The following is a 15,955-nucleotide window of genomic DNA, read 5'->3' on the forward strand; positions in this document are numbered from 1 at the left end:
GTGCTCGAACATCCCCCCGCCACTTGATCGATCACATCGCGTTGGCGGCATTGTCCCCGGTGGCGCCGTTGTCGGCCGCTGCCGCTGCGCCCGCCTGGTCGAGCGTCGCGCTCTCGACGGCGGTCATGTCGTTCATCGATCCGTCGCTGGCGTTCATTTCGACGATATTGGTCTCGCCGCCGCTGTCCTTCTTGCCGCAGGACGACAGTCCCGCCGCAGCCATCGCCAGGCTGCCGACGAGAAGGAGGTGGATCGAACGCTTCATGATTACTCCCCGCATACAGGCTCTCGGCGAGCAGGATATAGCCAACGACTCGGGCGCTCAAGAGTCCTTGTCAGATCGCGTCGAGCAACGCAGGCCCGCCAGCATCGCCGGGAAGTGGCGGCGCAGCGCGGCGTCGACCGCCGCCATCTCGGCCGGGATGCCCAGCCGCGCCATGCTGGTCACGGCGAATTCGCCCAGCCCGCACGGCACGATCCCCGAGAAATGCGACAGGTCCGGATCGACGTTGAGCGAGAAGCCGTGGAAGCTGACCCAGCGGCGGACCCGGACGCCGATCGCGCCGATCTTCGCCTCGTCGGGGCCGTGGCCGGTCCAGATGCCGACCCGGCCCGGCTCGCTGCGGCCGGCGATGCCGAAATCGCCCAGCGTCGCGATCACCCAATTCTCGATCGCCGCGACGAAGCAGCGCACGTCGCGCCCGCGCCTGTCGAGATCGAGCAGCACATAGCCGACCCGCTGGCCGGGACCGTGATAGGTGTAGCGCCCGCCGCGCCCCGATCGGAACACCGGGAAGCGATCGGGCAGCAGCAGCTCGTCCGCCTCGGCGCTGGTGCCGGCGGTGTAGAGCGGGGGGTGCTCGAGCAGCCAGATCAGCTCGCGCGCCTCGCCGGCGCGGATCGCGGCGGCGCGCGCCTCCATCTCCGCCACCGTCTCGGCATAGGGGGAGAGGCCGGGGGTCACCCGCCATTCGATGTCGTCGTCCACGGTCATGCCTTCGCATATTGCCGCTTTCGGCGCCGGATCAAGTGTTGCGCGATTGCGCTCGACCCGCCCGGCGGATAGGGGGCGCGGACGGGGTGTGGAGTAACCATCGAATGACGGCTTTCTCGCTGGGAACGGTCTGGGAAGAAACGATCGCCTTCCTGCGCCGGGAGAGCGGGCTGCTCATCCCCGTCGCGCTGGCGGTCTATGGCCCGGCGCAGCTCCTGTTCGACGTCGGCATGCAGGCGCTGATGTCGATGCGCGGCGCGGCCGAGGCCGTGCCGTCGTGGCAGGCGCTGCTGGTCGTGCCGGGCGGCCTGCTGATGCTGCTCGGCAATCTCGTCGTGTCGCTGCTGGTCATCGCGCCGGGGATCAGCGTCGGCGAAGCGCTGTCGGCGGGGCTGCGGCGGCTGCCGACCGCGCTGGCGGCGATGCTGCTGCTCGGCGTCGCCATCCTCGCGGTGATGCTCGCGATCGTCGTCGCGGCGACGCTGGGCGCGGTCACCTTCAAGGCCGATCCCCGCTCGCCGGTGATCGCCAGCCAGCTCCTCGTCCTGATCATGATCCCGATCGGCCTGCTGTGGCTGCGCCTGCTGCTGCTGCCGACGGTGATCGCGGTCGAGCCGCTCGGCGCGATCGACGCGATCCGGCGGGCCTGGGCGCTCGGCCGGGCCAATGTGCTGCGGCTGCTCGGCGTCTGGCTGCTGCTGCTGTTCCTCAGCATCGTGCTGGCGATGATCGAGATGTTCGTGGTCGGATCGCTGACCGAGCTGCTCAAGCTCGGCATCGGCGACATCGGCCTCGCCTCGGCGATCCAGATGGTCGCCAACGCCGCGCTCGAAGCGCTGCTGTCGATGGGCCTCGCGGTCTATCTGGCGCTGGTCTACCGGACGCTCGCCCCGCGCTGATCGAGCAGCGGGACGTGCGGCGCGGCCTCGCGCGGCAGGATGCCGGCCAGGCGCGGGTCCGCGAAGGTCTCGACCGCGCGGGCAAAGGGCACGAAGCCGTGGCGGCGATAGAAGCCGAGCGCGCCGGGATGGTCGAGCGTGCAGCTATGCACCCACATCCGCTTCACGTCCTTGCGCCAGCCGAGCGCCAGGGCCTGCGCCATCAGCCAGTTGCCGTGTCCCTTGCCGGCCAGTTCGGGGATGAGGCCGAAAAAGGCGATCTCGGCCTCGCCGGGCTGGCGGAAATCGAGTTCGAGCAACCCGATCTCGATCCCGTGCCGATCCTCGACCGCGTGGATCTCGACCTCCGGGTCGCCGATGATCGCGGCCAGCTCCCCGTCCGCCATCACCAGCCGCGAGAACCACAGCCATGGTTCGCCGATGCGGCGGAACAGCGCGCGATATTTGTCGGTCGACGGCGTCTTCCACCGCGCCAGGCGGAAGGGCGCGTTGGGCGCCGGCCTCGGCCGGGGACGCTCGAGCATCTCCAGCGAGGTGACGACGGTCGCCACCATCTCCGAGGGGACGTCGGTCAGCGGCATCGGATCGTTCCCCCCATCATCATTCCCACGTCGCCTCCGGGGGCAGGCTCATCAGGATAGCGTCGATGTTGCCGCCGGTCTTGAGGCCGAACAACGTGCCGCGGTCGTAGACAAGGTTGAACTCGGCATAGCGGCCGCGGAAGTTGAGCATGCGCCGGCGGTCCTCGGCGCTCGCGGGCTGGTCCATGCGCGCGCGGACGATCTTCGGGAAGATGTCGAGGAACGCCTCGCCGACGTCGCGGGTGAAGGCGAAATGGGCGTCGAACCCGGCATCGTCCTCGACGTCGAGATGGTCGTAGAAGATGCCGCCGACGCCGCGATGGACCTGGCGGTGCGGAATCCAGAAATAATCGTCCGCCCAGGCCTTGAAGCGATCATAATAGTCGGCGCCGTGCGGATCGCAGGCCGCTTTCAGCCGGGCGTGGAACGCCTCGGTGTCGGCGTCGTAGGGGATCGGCGGGTTGAGGTCCGCGCCGCCGCCGAACCAGCGCTTCGTCGTGGTCAGGAAGCGGGTGTTCATGTGGACGGCGGGAACGTGCGGGCTGGCCATGTGCGCGACCAGGCTGATGCCGGTCGCGAAGAAGCCGGGATTGTCCTCGCCCGCGCCGTGGATCGTCTTGGCGAACTCCGGCTGGAAGGCGCCGCCGACGGTCGAGACGTTGACGCCGACCTTCTCGAACACGCGGCCCTTCATCAGGCCGCGGACGCCGCCGCCGCCCGCGCCGGCGGGGTCGTCGTCGCGGTTCCAGGGGGTGTAGCCGAATCGGGCGTCGCTGCCCGCCTCGGCCTCGATCGCCTCGAACGCGGCGCAGATTCGGTCGCGCAGCGATTCGAACCATGCGCGCGCCGCCGTCTGCTGCGCATCGAGCTGCAATGTCATTGGGGCCATCCTCCGGTCTGCCTCAGCGCCTCGGCGAGCGCGATGCCAGCCGAGACCGCCACATTCAAGGACCGGAAGCCCGGCCGCATCGGAATGCGCACGCGCAGGTCGGCCCGGTCATGCACCGGGCGCGGCACGCCGGCGCCTTCCGACCCGAGCAGCACTATGTCGTCGGGCAGGAAGCCGGCCTTGTCCAAGGTCAAATCGGCGGCGGTGGTGAGCAGCACGATCCGGCCCGCCGCGCGGGATTCGAATGCTGCCCAGTCGGCGTGGCGGCTGATCTCGGCGGCCTCGGCATAGTCCATGCCCGCGCGGCGCAGGCCACGCTCGGAAAAGGGGAAGCCGCACGGCTCGATGATGTCGACGGGAACGCCGAAGCAGGCGGCCATGCGCAGGATCGTGCCCACATTTCCGGCAATATCGGGCTGGTGAAGGGCGATCCGCATCACCCCGCTGATAGGCTAATGTATCGCAATGCCGCAATAATCGGAAAATGGGATTGGCAAAGCCGACAAAGCGGCGCTATCAGCGCGCAGCCGCCGGGGATTTTGCGGGCGGCCGCGCATGCGTGGGGGGAAAGGCTGTTTGTCGGACCCTTTGGCGCAGGCGCCGAAATCGTGGCAGCGCAAAGGTTCCGGAATGGCGACGCTCGAAACTACTGAAACGCCCGGCGAAGGGGCCGGCGACGGCGTTCGTCGCCGTGACTTCATCAATCTCGCGGCGGTGAGCTTCGCCGGCGTCGGCGCGGCCACGGTGCTGCTGCCCCTGATCAACCAGATGAATCCCTCGGCCGACGTGCTCGCGCTGGCTTCGATCGAGGTCGATATCTCGGCGATCAAGGAAGGCCAGGCGATCAAGACGATCTTCCGCAAGCAGCCGCTCTTCGTCCGTCACCTGACGGGCGCCGAGATCGCGGCGGCGGACAAGGTCGACCCGAGCACGCTGCGCGACCCGCAGACGCTCGAGCAGCGCACCGTCGACGGCAAGAAGCAATGGCTCATCACCATGGGCGTCTGCACCCATCTCGGCTGCGTGCCGCTGGGCGCCGGCGAAGGCGAGATCAGGGGCGAGTTCGGCGGTTATTTCTGCCCGTGCCACGGTTCGTCCTACGACACCGCGGCGCGCATCCGCAAAGGCCCGGCGCCGAAGAATCTCGAAGTGCCGAAATACGCCTTCAAATCCGATACCGTCGTCCAAGTCGGCTGAGGTAGACAGACATGAGCTTCCCCTGGGCAAATCACTACGAGCCTAAGCATCCGCTGATGCGGTGGATCGACAGCCGGCTGCCTCTGCCGCGTCTGGTCTACAACGCGGTCGGCGCCGGTTATCCGGTGCCGCGCAACCTCAACTATTTCTGGAACTTCGGCGTGCTCTCGGGCGCGGCGCTGGCGATCCAGATCGTCACCGGCATCGTGCTGGCGATGCATTATGCGGCCAACGGCCTCGTCGCCTTCGACTCGGTCGAGCACATCATGCGCGACGTGAACTCGGGCTGGATGCTGCGCTACGCGCACGCCAACGGCGCGAGCTTCTTCTTCATCGTCGTCTATCTGCACATCTTCCGCGGCCTCTTCTACGGATCGTACAAGGCCCCGCGCGAGATGGTGTGGCTGCTCGGCCTCGTGATCTTCCTGCTGATGATGGCCACCGCCTTCATGGGCTATGTGCTTCCGTGGGGCCAGATGAGCTTCTGGGGCGCCAAGGTGATCACCGGCCTGTTCGGCGCGATCCCGGTCATCGGCACCCCGATCCAGACCTGGCTGCTCGGCGGCTTCGCCCCCGACAACGCCGCGCTGAACCGCTTCTTCTCGCTGCACTATCTGCTGCCGTTCGTGATCGCGGGCGTCATCATCCTGCACATCTGGGCGCTGCACATCCCCGGTTCGAGCAACCCGACCGGCATCGACGTGAAGGGTCCGCAGGACACGGTTCCGTTCCACCCCTACTACACCGCCAAGGACGGTTTCGGGCTGGGCGTGTTCCTGATCCTTTATTGCGCGGTGCTGTTCTTCGCGCCGAACGCGATGGGCCACCCGGACAACTATATCGCCGCCAACCCGCTCTCGACGCCGGCGCACATCGTTCCCGAATGGTATTTCTGGCCGTTCTACGCGATCCTGCGCGCCTTCACCGTCGACTTCATCCTCCCGGCCAAGCTGTGGGGCGTGATCGCCATGTTCGGTTCGATCATCCTGCTCTTCTTCCTGCCGTGGCTCGACAAGTCGCCGGTCCGCTCGGGCAATTATCGTCCGGCGTTCAAGAAGTTCTTCTGGCTGCTCGTCATCGACGTCCTGATCCTCGGCTATTGCGGCGGTTCGCCGGCCGAGGAGCCCTACGTCATGATCAGCCAGCTCGCCGCGGCCTATTATTTCGCGCACTTCCTGATCATCCTTCCGATCGTCTCGCGCATGGAGCGTCCGCTGCCGCTGCCGAACTCGATCACCGAAGCGGTGCTGGAAAAGCACGGCAACGCCGCGGCCTAAGGGGGATATAGAGACAATGGTTCGTCCCATCGCATTCCTCGCCGGCCTCGGCTTCGTCTTCGTCCTGCTGTTCTCGCTGGTGACGGGCGCCGTCGCCTACATCAGCGAGCCGCCGGCCAAGACCGTCGAGCATGAATTCCACCTGCACCCGAAGGAGGTTTCCTTCGCGTCGGATGGTCCGCTCGGCAAGTTCGACCGCCAGCAGCTCCAGCGCGGCTTCCAGGTGTACAAGGAAGTCTGCTCGGCCTGCCATTCGCTCCACCAGGTCGCCTTCCGTGACCTGAAGGACCTGGGCTTCACCGATCCCGAGGTGAAGGCGATCGCCAAGAACTGGGCGACCGAGGTTCCCTCGATCAACCCGGAGACCGGCGAGCCCGCGACCCGCAAGGGCACCCCGGCCGACAAGATCCCGGCGCCCTATGCGAACGAGGTCGCCGCCCGCGCCGCGAACAACAACGCGCTGCCGCCGGACCTGTCGCTGATGAGCAAGGCGCGCCATGACGGCGGTGCCTATATCTACTCGCTGCTGACCGGCTATCAGGACCAGCCCGCGGAACTGCTCAAGCACTTCCCGGATGCCAAGACCCCGGCCAGCCTGCACTACAACCCGTACTTCGCGAACCTGAACCTCGCGATGCCGCCGCCCCTCGCGGCCGACGGGCAGGTCACCTATGCCGACGGCACCAAGTCGACCGTCGACCAGATGGCCAAGGACGTCTCGGCCTTCCTGATCTGGACGGCGGAACCGAAGCTGGAGAAGCGTCACGCCACCGGCGTCGCGGTCCTCGGCTTCCTGCTGATCGCCACGATCCTGGCCTTTCTGTCCTACCGGAACATCTGGGCGGGCATCAAGCACTGAGCCGGATCGGTTCGATGAACGAAAAGGGGCCGTCCGGGCGACCGGGCGGCCCTTTTCCTATATGAGGGGAACGACCGGCGCATGACCAGCAACCGTCTCGGCCTGATCGGCGGCAGCGGGCTCTATCGGATGCCGGCGCTGTCGGACGGCGAATGGATCGCGGTCGACACCGCCTGGGGCCCGCCGTCGGACGCGCTGCTGCTCGGCACGATCGCGGGCCGCGAGGTGGCGTTCCTGCCGCGCCACGGCCGGGGCCACCGCATCGCCCCGCATGAGGTCAACTACCGCGCCAATATCGCCGCGCTGAAGGCGGCGGGTTGCACCGAGATATTGGCGGTGTCGGCGGTCGGCGGCTTCCACGGGGACGTGCCGCCGGGCAGCTTCGTGCTGGTCGACCAATATGTCGACCGCACGATCCGTGGCGGGCGCAGCTTCTTCGGCGACGGCATCGTCGCCCACGCCGCCTTCGGCCACCCGACCTGCTCGCGCCTCGGCGTGGTCGTGGCCGGCGCGCTGGCGGAAGAAGGCGGGCCCTACAGGATCGGCGGCACGATGTTGGTGATCGAAGGGCCGCAATTCTCGACCCGCGCTGAATCGTTGCTGCACAAGGGCTGGGGGTGCGACGTCGTCGGCATGACCGGCCTGCCCGAGGCGCGCCTCGCCCGCGAGGCCGAGCTTTGCTATGCCAGCGTCGCGATGGTGACCGACGACGACGCCTGGTCGGACACCCATGTCGACGTCGCCTCGGTGATCGCGATCATGGAGGCCAATGTCGCCCGCGCCCAGGCGCTGGTGGAGGCGGTCGCGGCCGGGACGCAAGGCGGCACCCATTGCCCGCAGGGCTGCGACCATGCGCTCGACGGCGCGGTGATCACGGCGCCTTCCGCCTGGCCCGCCGCGACGAAACGGCGGCTGGCGACGCTGCTGCCCCGGTTGTTCGGATGAAGCGGCTCGCGCTGTCGTGCGCGGCGCTGCTTCTGGTCGCGGACCCCATGCCTGCGACGGCAGCCCATTGGTGGGAAGCGGGACCGCCGCTGCCGGCGCAGACGGGACGGGTGACCGACGAGGCCCGCTTGCTGCCGCCCGCCGTCGCCCGCGACATCGATCGGCGGCTCGCTCGATTGGAGGCGACCACGGGCCATCAGTTCGTTGTGCTGACAGTGCCCAGCCTGCGCGGCCAGCGGATCGAGGATTTCGGGACTAGGGTCGGACGAAGCTGGGGAGTGGGCCGCAAGGGCATCGACGACGGCGTGCTGCTGATCGTCGCGCCGAACGAGCGGAAGGTGCGGATCGAGGTGGGCTACGGCCTGGAGAAAGCGCTCAGCGATCCGGTCTGCGCGACGATCATCCGCGACACGATCCTGCCGCGCTTTCGGAAGGGCGACATGGCCGGCGGAATCAGCGCGGGCGTGAACGCCATCATCGCGCGGATCGGCAAATAGACGCAGCCGTCAGGCGGGCCGGGGCTGACCCTCGACCAACGTCCCGTTAGTCGGCAGCGGCTTGTCGAGGATCGTCACCGAACCGGTTGGGGCCGACGGTTCCCGGCAAAAGCAACAGCACCAATATTATCAGACCGGCCAGCATCGCGGCCCAGATCGTGGCATCGGGTTGTCTTTCGGCGGCCAACCAATCCGCGGGCTCGAGGGCGAGCATCCTGATATGATCGGGCAGGCTCAATGCGATGGGGAGCAGAAGGAGCAGCGCCCACCAGCCGGAACGATCCTGATCGTGCAAACGACGGGCGAATAGCGCGAACCCTGGGATAAATAAGATGGCTTGCAGGAGATCACTGACCACGAGGCCTGCTTTCCATGGCAGCGCGGTTGTCGCAGCGAAAGTGAATGTGGTGCCGACCAGTGCGGTGGCGATGTACCAATACACGACTTCCGTTCGTCGAGAACGGCCCGATCCATCAAAGCTGAGCCTGATCGTCCGTATCAACATGCGCGCATTATCGTCAGCCTCTCCGCCGCCCATGCGGTTCCCTCCCTCTCTCGCCTGGTCTCCCTAGGCCGGTAGGCATCCGCATTCCATCCAGAACGCGCGTCAGGCGGCGGGCCGGCGATGCTGGATGTTGGTGACCTTCAGGGTCATGACGACGTCGCCATGCTGGTTGAACACGGTCAGCCGGAAGGTGACGAAGCCCATGGTCGGGCGCGAGCGCGGCGTGCTCTTCGACAGCACCTCCGCCTCGATGCTCAGCGTATCGCCCGGATAGACCGGCTTGGTCCACCGCAGCTCGTCGACGCCGGTCCCGCCGAGCGAGAAATAGCCGTCTTCGGTCCAGTGGTCGGTCAGCATGCGCATCAGCATCGCGCAGCTATGCCAGCCGCTCGCCGCCAGCCGGCCGAAGATCGCGCTCTGCGCGGCGGCTTCGTCGTCGAGATGGAAGGGCTGCGGATCATATTTGGAGGCGAATTCGATCACCTCCTCGCGGGTCACCGGATAGGCGCCGAAGCGCTCGACCTGGCCTTCCTGATAATCCTCGAAATAGCGCATCCGGTCATTCCTGCTTTCGCGTCAAGCCGGCGGAGGCCGGCATGACGGATCTTCGTCTAATGTCTATACATTGAAGCGGAACAGCATGATGTCGCCGTCATGGACGACATAGTCCTTGCCTTCCGACCGGAGCTTGCCCGCCTCGCGCGCGGCGGCCTCGCCGCCCAGCGCGACATAGTCGGCATAGGCCATCGTCTCGGCGCGGATGAAGCCGCGCTCGAAATCGCTATGGATCACGCCGGCCGCTTGCGGCGCCTTCGATCCCTTCTCGACCGTCCAGGCGCGCGCTTCCTTCGGGCCGACGGTGAAGAAGGTGATCAGGTCGAGCAGTTCGTAGCCGGCGCGGATCACGCGGGCGAGGCCGGTCTCCTTGAGGCCGAGGTCGGACAGGAAGTCGGCGCGGTCGGCGGGGTCGAGCGTGACGATCTCCGCCTCGATCGCGGCCGAGACGATCACCGCCTTGGCGCCCTCGGCCTTCGCCTTCTCGAACACGCGGGCCGACAGGGCGTTGCCCTCGGCCGCCGCGCCCTCGTCGACGTTGCAGACGTAGAGGACGGGCTTGGAGGTGAGCAGCTGTGCCTGGGCGAAGATGCGGGCCTCGTCGTCGTCCCTGGGCTGGGTCAGCCGGGCGGGCTTGCCGTCGCGCAGCAGGTCGAGCGCCTGGCCGAGCACCGAGGCGGCGGCCTTGGACTCCTTGTCGCCCTGCGCGGCCTTCTTGGCGAAGGCGGGGACGCGCTTCTCCAGGCTTTCGAGGTCGGACAGCATCAGCTCGGTCTCGACCGTCTCGGCATCGGCGATCGGGTCGACCTTGCCCTCGACATGGGTGACGTCGCCGTCCTCGAAGCAGCGCAGCACATGGACGATCGCGTCGACCTCGCGGATGTTGGCGAGGAACTGGTTGCCCAGCCCTTCGCCCTTCGACGCGCCGCGCACCAGCCCGGCGATGTCGACGAAGGCGAGCTGCGTCTCGATGATCTTGGCCGATCCGCCGATCCTGGCGATCTCGTAGAGCCGCGGATCGGGCACCGCGACCTGGCCGATGTTCGGCTCGATCGTGCAGAAGGGATAGTTGGCCGCCTGCGCCGCGGCGGTCTCGGTCAGTGCGTTGAAGAGGGTGGACTTGCCGACGTTCGGAAGCCCCACGATGCCACAGCGAAAACCCATAATCCCTCAAGCCTTGTTCGGATGCGCGCCCGATAGCCGGTGCGGCGGGCAAAGGCCAGTGCATGCCGCAAAAAGCGGAAAGGCCCCGGAGCATCCTCCGGGGCCTTTCGTCGACATCCGATCCGGGCGGATCAGGTCCGGGACGGGGTGAATGCCTTCAGCTCGGCCGGCACGCTGACCGGGATGATCTTCGGCGCGGGCTTCGCCTTGGGGGCGCTGCCGGTCGGCGTCACCGGGCTGGGCGCGGGAACGGCCGAGCCGCAGCTTCCCGAGCTGGTCCGGATCACCTTGGGCTGGTCGGCCGCCTGGCCGGCGGCGGACGCGCCGTCGGAGCTGTAGCTGACCGTCCGGGTGCAGCCGTCGGCCGACGTCGTGCTCGACACGAAGCTGTAGTGCATCACGCCGACCGGCTCGCCCTGCGCGTTGGTCATGACGATGCCGGGCCCGCCATCGACGGCGGCCGCTGGCATTTGCGCCTGCATCGCGGCGGCCTGCTGCATCATCGCCTGGGCGCGGGCCTCCATCATCGCCGACATGCGGTCCATCTCGGCAAAGGGCGAGTCGGGGCCGAACGCCACGTCGAACAGGCTGACCGGCGCGGGGGCGGCGACCAGCACGACCTGCGGGGCGACGTCGCCCTGATAGCGGACATGCTGGACCGATCCGTCGGGCATCGCGATCAGCATCACCTTGCTGTCGTCGCCGGCGGCGAAGGCCGCTCCGGCAAGCGCCGCGGATGCCAGGCCAGCAAGCATCGCGGTTCGGACAAGACGCATGGTTGTTTCCCTCCATTCGTAAAGTCTAGCGCGCGAAAGCTAAACCGGCCTAGCTGAACCGCCGATAAACGAACGGGCTCGGCATGTCCGCCCGCGGCACCGGCCGGCCGCTATTCATAGCCGGCGAGCAGGCGCGGTGTGCGCAGCAGCAGCGTGACCCGCGCCCCGCGCGCGCCGTTCTCGACGCGGACCTCGCCGCGATGGCGTTCGGCTATGGCGCGGACGATGACCAGGCCGAGACCGTGGCCGCCCAGCGTCGAGCGGGGCTCCGCGGGCTCCTCCTGCTCGGGGAAGCCCGGCCCCTCATCGGTGACGGCCAGTTCGAGCGCCGGCTCGCCGTCCCGGCGCGCGTCCTGCGCGGCGACGGCGATGGTCGCGCCCGGCGGCGACACCTTCAACGCATTCTCGATCAGGTTGGCGAGCGCCCGGATCACCAACTCGCGATCGCCGACGAACGGGCCGGCGGTGACCGCGCGGGTGATCCGCACCTGCTTCTCGTCCTCGGCGACGGCTTCGTAGAGGTCGACCGCGTCCTCGACGGCGCGGGCGATGTCGAACAGCTCGGGCGGCGAGCTGACGTCGGATTCGATCTCGCGCAGTTCGAGCAGCGCGTTGAACGCGGCCATCAGCCGGTCGAGCTCGGCCGCCGCCCGCGCCGCCTGCGTCGCGATAGCGGGATCGGCGGCATCCTCCATCGTCGACAGCCGCGCGCGCACCCGGGCGAGCGGGGTGCGCAGGTCGTGGGCGATATGGTCCGACGCCGCGCGCAGGCCGTGGATGCGGCGTTCGAGCTCGCCGAGCATGCCGTTCATGTGGCGGGCGAGGACGCCGATCTCGTCGGGCGGGCCGGGATCGGCGATCCGCGCCTTGACGTCGCCCTCGCCAACCCGGTCGCAGACCCGGTTGAGGCGGCGGATGCGCGCGGCGGTCTGCCCGCCGACGATCAGCGCGGTCGCGATCGACAGTCCCATCAGCACCAGCACGATGCCGCCGCCCCACAGCCCCAGCGACCGGCGCAGCGCGCTCGCCGAGGCGACCGGCCGGGCGATCAGCAATGCCGCGCCGCCCGGAAGCCGCCGCTCGACGCCGATCAGCTCGCCATGCCCGTCGGGCGCGCGGGCGGCGACATAGCCTTCGCGCCACGGGCGCACCCCGCCGGGCCAGCGGGCCCAGGTGCCGCGGACCCGCCCGTCGGCGTCCCGGAACAGGGCGATGCGGGGCTGGCCGGTGCGCCCGGCATATTGGCCGATCTCGCCGACCGCCGAGGCGAGCAGCGGTTGGGCGGCGGGGTCGGCCATCATCCCCGGCAGCTTCTCGTCGAGCGCTTCATAATCATGCTGGGCCGCCTCGGCGGCGGCGATGCGGCGGGCGTCGCGATCGACCATGGCGAGGCCGAGGAGGCTGAGCGCCAGCGCCAGCACCGAGAAGACCCCCAGCAGCAGCGCCGTCTTGGCGGAAAGGTGCAATGGTCTCAAGCGGGCGCGTCCAGCCGCCGCAGCATCAGGCCCTGGCTCCGCACCGCGACGATCAGCGGGCTGAGGCTGGCGGGAAGGTCGGTGCCCGCCGCCTCGAGCTTGCGGCGCAGGCGCGAGACATGGACGTCGATGGTGTTGGCGAAATTGGCGGGCACGAAATTATAGGTCGACCAGCAGACCGACCACAGCATCGACCGCGTCACCGGCAGGCCGATGTTGCGCGCGAGCAGCGACAGGATCGAGAATTCGCGCGCCGTCAGGTCGAGCAGGGTGCCGCACAACGACGCCGTCATCGTCCCCGCGTCGATCCTGAGCGGCCCGCAGACCAGCTCGGTCCCGGCCGGCGAGGCGCCGTCCCATTCGCGCCGCCGCAGCAGTGCGGCGAGCCGGGCGAGCAGCTCGATCTCCGACAGCGGCTTGACCGCATAGTCGTCGCCGCCGCCCGCCAGCCCCTCGATCCGGTGGCGCTCCGATCCCAGCGCGGTCAGGAACAGCGCCGGGGCGCGGGTCGATCGGCCGCCTTCGGAACGGATCCGCCCGAGCGCGCCGAGCCCGTCGAGCTCGGGCGTCTGCCGGTCGAGGATCAGCACGTCGAACGGATCGGCGCTCGCCCGGTCGACCGCGTCGGTGCCGGTGGCGACCACGTCGACCCGCGCGAAGCCGGCACGGCCGAGCGCCGTCGCCAGCAGCTCGGCGACTTCGGTCTCGTCCTCCAGGATCAGCGCGGATCGGCCCAGGAACAGGCTGCGGAAGCTCTGTTCGATCATGATGTCGTCTTCTTGCCCCATGGCGTCATCATGCCAGCCCGCCGGGGAAAGGAAAGCGGGACGCTTCGGGCCGTCAGATAAATTCAGGCCATCGCGCTGGCCTGCCGGGCGCGGCCATTATAGACCGGGATCATGAAGCGCCTGCGCATCCTTGCCGCCCTGCTGCTGATCGGCGCCGCCGCGCCGTCGGCGATCGAGGACGCGGCGCTCGGCCTCAAGCTGGCCGATCATGCGCGGCGCAGCGGCGACGCGCGCGAGATGCTGACGGCGGCGCGGATCGTCGCGGCGAGCGGCCTGCGCGAGGCGGAGCTTCAGGGCGGCCGGCTGGTCGCGCGCGAGGGGTTGCCCGACCGATCGCCGATCGCCGCCGCGCTGGCGGAGGAGGCGCGGCTGATGGCGCCCGGCGACGCGGGCGTCGCCGCCGAGGTGGAGGCGCTGGCCCGGGCGCGGCCCAAGGGCATCGTCGGCGGAAGCTGGGGCAGCGGCCCGCTCCAGTTCCGGCAGATGCTGCCGGCCGGCGAGAGCGTCGGCTGGACGGTGCGGACGCGCGGGGCCGAGCCGGCCTTCGTCTCGGCGATCGGCGACGGCGACGCCGACCTGCACCTGAGCGTCGCCGACCAGCGCGGGCGCACCGTCTGCGACGAACGCGGCAACGCCTATTATCCGCTGTGCCGCTGGTCGCCGCCGCGCCCCGCCGACTATCGGGTGATGCTCGGCAATGCCGGGCGGGTGCCGACCCGGGTGGTGGTGCTCAGCAACTGATCGGCGGATGAGCCCGGTTCGGCCCCGGCTTGTGAACTGGATCACCATCGACCCCTTCGAACCATGCCATGCTGGGCCGGTGATGTGGCCCTTCCGCAGAAAATCCGGATCGCGCGATGACGATGCATCGGCGACGATCGACGCTGCGATTCTGTTCACGGCGCAGCGCTGGTGCGCCTTCAGCCGATCGGTGGCCCTGCCGGCCGAGATGACGCTGCGCGACCGGATATCGATGTTCGCCCGCGCGCTCGACCAGAGCCTGCACGGCCACTTTCCGACGCTGATCTCCGCGCCCGAACAGGTGATCCTGCTGATCATCGCCAAGGGCGTCGAGCAATCGGGCCTGCTGGCGCGTGGCGAGATCGAGCGCGAGCTGGGGATCATCCTGCCGCATTGAGAGGGGCGGTCAGGCGGCCCGGAACCGGAGCAGCCGCGCGCCGATCGCCTTGCCGTCCGTGTCGCGCGCGATCAGCACCAGCGTCTCCTCGCCCTTCGGCAGCTCGCGGCCGGTGCCGGGGTCGCGGGTGACGAAGGTGAAGCCGACATTGGCCCAGCGGCCCGGCGCCACGACCAGGCCGAGCGGCGGGGCGAGGCTGGTGTAGCCGCCCGCCGCGTCGCGATACCAGGCCTCGATGCGGAGCGGTTGCGGCGGTTCGGCCATGTCGACGCGGACATGGTCGCAATGCAGCAGCAGGGTCAGGTCGCCGCCGCCGTCCGATCGCGGCCGGTTGCCGCCGTCCGCCTTGCAGGCCCCGGCGCGGTCGATCGCCAGCGTGGTGGCGAAGGGCAGTGGCGGCAGCGCGCGGGCGAAGTCGACCATGTCGGGCGATCGTCCGTCGAACAGCAACGGCGCCGACAGGTCGCCCGCCGTCCAGAAGGCGCCGATCGTCCCGCCCCGGCGCGGGCTGCCGCTGATGCCGGCGGCGAGCGCGGCGAAGCTGGCGGGACGATCGGGGGCGATCGCGCGGGCCAGCGCGGTGGTGAAGGCGCCGCCGTCGCCGTCGTCCCAGGCGATCGCGCCCGGCCCGGCGGCGGCGAAGGCAACGAGCCGCCCGCCGCCCGCCAGCCCGCCGTCGACGAAGCCCGACGGATCGACCGCGCCGCGCAGGGGCGCGCCGGCCGGGATGCCGAGCCGGGCGGGCGGGATCGCCTTGGGCGTGCCCGACCCGCGCAGCAGCCCGCCGCCGGTGCAACTGTCGATCACCATCCACACGTCGACGCCGCGCGCGCGCAGCTCGCCGATGCGGCGGCCGATCTCGTCGTCGACCAGCGCGCCGGGCACCGTGCGGCTGCGCGGGTCCCAGGCGCCGGCATCGGCGGCGAGGAACAGCTCGTCCTTGCCGTCGGGCTCGATCAGGTCGGCGGTCCTGGCCGGGGCCTGGGTGCCGTGCCCCGACAGGAAGATGACGGCGCGGTCGCCGGCGGCCGACGCGGCGGCCAGCCGGTCGAGCGCCGCGCGGATCGCGGCGAGGGTGGCGCCGTCGCCGGTCAGCATCGTCAGCGCCGCCCGATCGACCCCCAGCGTCGCGAGCGCGCCGGCCATCCGCTCGACGTCGCGGGCCGCGCCGGGCAGGGCGAAGGCGGCGAGGCGCGGATCGGAGAAATGCGAGACGCCGACCAGCACCGCGCGCGTCTCGGCAGCGGCGGGAGCCGCCGACAGCAGCGCCCCCGCGAGCGCGGCGAGGAGGAAGCGCGGTCGCATCACCCCCTCTCCATAGGCGCGCGCACGGGCCGCCGCCAGCGCATGTCAGGAAACGTCAGGGAGCAAATCGGACGGTCCGTGGCAGAGCCTGCGCCGGGGTAACAGGGGAGA

At 69.4% G+C, this 15,955-nt stretch carries 20 protein-coding genes; 8 read left to right on the forward strand and 12 right to left on the reverse strand.

Going from position 1 to position 15,955, the window contains the following annotated elements; genetic code table 11:
* Positions 1-31: 31 nt before the first annotated feature.
* Both HRJ34_RS26210 and lipB read right to left on the reverse strand, forming a co-directional pair.
* The gene (locus HRJ34_RS26210; RefSeq protein WP_016746373.1) at positions 32-265 is read right to left on the reverse strand and encodes a hypothetical protein; all 234 of its coding nucleotides are present in this window, start codon (positions 263-265) and stop codon (positions 32-34) included.
* A 57-nt stretch (positions 266-322) separates the two neighbouring features.
* Positions 323-994: a lipoyl(octanoyl) transferase LipB gene (lipB, locus tag HRJ34_RS26215; protein ID WP_011952243.1), complete on the reverse strand. Its 672-nt coding sequence runs from the start codon at positions 992-994 to the stop codon at positions 323-325.
* 104 nt (positions 995-1,098) lie between these two features.
* Between lipB and HRJ34_RS26220 the strand changes: the two genes are divergently transcribed.
* Positions 1,099-1,893 carry a hypothetical protein gene (locus HRJ34_RS26220; protein ID WP_011952242.1) on the forward strand — a complete coding sequence of 265 codons (795 nt, stop codon included), beginning with the start codon at positions 1,099-1,101 and terminating at the stop codon, positions 1,891-1,893.
* Here the strand turns inward: HRJ34_RS26220 and HRJ34_RS26225 are convergent.
* From HRJ34_RS26225 to HRJ34_RS26235, 3 genes are read right to left on the reverse strand one after another with little or no spacing between them, the layout of a single operon-like run.
* Positions 1,869-2,474: a GNAT family N-acetyltransferase gene (locus HRJ34_RS26225; protein WP_011952241.1), complete on the reverse strand. Its 606-nt coding sequence runs from the start codon at positions 2,472-2,474 to the stop codon at positions 1,869-1,871. The two genes, HRJ34_RS26220 and HRJ34_RS26225, sit on opposite strands and share 25 nt — an antisense overlap.
* 19 nt (positions 2,475-2,493) lie before the next feature.
* On the reverse strand, positions 2,494-3,354 hold the full coding sequence (hemF, locus tag HRJ34_RS26230; protein ID WP_016746370.1) for an oxygen-dependent coproporphyrinogen oxidase: 861 nt from the start codon (positions 3,352-3,354) through the stop codon (positions 2,494-2,496).
* Positions 3,351-3,800, reverse strand: coding sequence for a tRNA (cytidine(34)-2'-O)-methyltransferase (locus HRJ34_RS26235; RefSeq protein ID WP_011952239.1), 450 nt, complete (start codon positions 3,798-3,800; stop codon positions 3,351-3,353). The genes hemF and HRJ34_RS26235 overlap by 4 nt, the downstream gene beginning before the upstream one ends.
* A 193-nt stretch (positions 3,801-3,993) precedes the next feature.
* Here HRJ34_RS26235 and petA point away from each other — a divergent pair, with 193 nt between their 5' ends.
* The 5 genes from petA to HRJ34_RS26260 all read left to right on the forward strand — a co-directional run bounded on the left by petA (position 3,994) and on the right by HRJ34_RS26260 (position 8,138).
* Entirely contained in the window at positions 3,994-4,560 is a 567-nt protein-coding gene (gene petA, locus HRJ34_RS26240) for a ubiquinol-cytochrome c reductase iron-sulfur subunit (RefSeq protein ID WP_011952238.1), read from the forward strand.
* 11 nt (positions 4,561-4,571) lie between these two features.
* On the forward strand, positions 4,572-5,837 hold the full coding sequence (locus HRJ34_RS26245) for a cytochrome b (RefSeq protein WP_011952237.1): 1,266 nt from the start codon (positions 4,572-4,574) through the stop codon (positions 5,835-5,837).
* Between the two features lie 16 nt (positions 5,838-5,853).
* Entirely contained in the window at positions 5,854-6,696 is an 843-nt protein-coding gene (locus HRJ34_RS26250) for a cytochrome c1 (protein WP_011952236.1), read from the forward strand.
* 81 nt (positions 6,697-6,777) lie between these two features.
* On the forward strand, positions 6,778-7,641 hold the full coding sequence (gene mtnP, locus HRJ34_RS26255; protein WP_208632908.1) for an S-methyl-5'-thioadenosine phosphorylase: 864 nt from the start codon (positions 6,778-6,780) through the stop codon (positions 7,639-7,641).
* A complete protein-coding gene (locus HRJ34_RS26260; protein ID WP_011952234.1) occupies positions 7,638-8,138 on the forward strand; it encodes a TPM domain-containing protein in 501 nt (166 codons plus the stop codon). Before mtnP ends, HRJ34_RS26260 begins: the two co-directional genes overlap by 4 nt.
* Before the next feature lie 46 nt (positions 8,139-8,184).
* Here the strand turns inward: HRJ34_RS26260 and HRJ34_RS26265 are convergent, their stop codons facing one another.
* From HRJ34_RS26265 to HRJ34_RS26290, 6 genes are all read right to left on the reverse strand, one after another.
* Positions 8,185-8,676 (reverse strand): DUF805 domain-containing protein, encoded by a 492-nt coding sequence (locus tag HRJ34_RS26265; protein ID WP_011952233.1) that lies wholly within the window; start codon positions 8,674-8,676, stop codon positions 8,185-8,187.
* Positions 8,677-8,745: 69 nt separating this feature from the next.
* A complete protein-coding gene (locus HRJ34_RS26270) occupies positions 8,746-9,198 on the reverse strand; it encodes a MaoC family dehydratase (RefSeq protein WP_011952232.1) in 453 nt (150 codons plus the stop codon).
* Positions 9,199-9,261: 63 nt separating this feature from the next.
* Complete coding sequence (ychF, locus tag HRJ34_RS26275) at positions 9,262-10,362, reverse strand: redox-regulated ATPase YchF (protein ID WP_011952231.1); 1,101 nt, start codon at positions 10,360-10,362, stop codon at positions 9,262-9,264.
* 131 nt (positions 10,363-10,493) lie between these two features.
* Complete coding sequence (locus HRJ34_RS26280; protein ID WP_208632909.1) at positions 10,494-11,138, reverse strand: hypothetical protein; 645 nt, start codon at positions 11,136-11,138, stop codon at positions 10,494-10,496.
* Between the two features lie 110 nt (positions 11,139-11,248).
* On the reverse strand, positions 11,249-12,604 hold the full coding sequence (locus HRJ34_RS26285) for a sensor histidine kinase (protein WP_226948963.1): 1,356 nt from the start codon (positions 12,602-12,604) through the stop codon (positions 11,249-11,251).
* A gap of 5 nt (positions 12,605-12,609) precedes the next feature.
* Entirely contained in the window at positions 12,610-13,380 is a 771-nt protein-coding gene (locus HRJ34_RS26290; RefSeq protein WP_226948964.1) for a response regulator transcription factor, read from the reverse strand.
* A 132-nt stretch (positions 13,381-13,512) separates the two neighbouring features.
* Here HRJ34_RS26290 and HRJ34_RS26295 point away from each other — a divergent pair, with 132 nt between their 5' ends.
* Complete coding sequence (locus HRJ34_RS26295; protein ID WP_208632910.1) at positions 13,513-14,142, forward strand: hypothetical protein; 630 nt, start codon at positions 13,513-13,515, stop codon at positions 14,140-14,142.
* 82 nt (positions 14,143-14,224) lie between these two features.
* Positions 14,225-14,539: a hypothetical protein gene (locus tag HRJ34_RS26300; protein ID WP_016746360.1), complete on the forward strand. Its 315-nt coding sequence runs from the start codon at positions 14,225-14,227 to the stop codon at positions 14,537-14,539.
* A 9-nt stretch (positions 14,540-14,548) separates the two neighbouring features.
* Here HRJ34_RS26300 and HRJ34_RS26305 read toward each other — a convergent pair whose 3' ends face one another.
* Positions 14,549-15,844 carry a caspase family protein gene (locus HRJ34_RS26305; RefSeq protein ID WP_011952225.1) on the reverse strand — a complete coding sequence of 432 codons (1,296 nt, stop codon included), beginning with the start codon at positions 15,842-15,844 and terminating at the stop codon, positions 14,549-14,551.
* Positions 15,845-15,955 lie beyond the last annotated feature (111 nt).

The sequence above is a fragment of the Rhizorhabdus wittichii genome (genome assembly GCF_017607425.1).
In the GTDB taxonomy this organism is placed as follows: domain Bacteria; phylum Pseudomonadota; class Alphaproteobacteria; order Sphingomonadales; family Sphingomonadaceae; genus Rhizorhabdus; species Rhizorhabdus wittichii.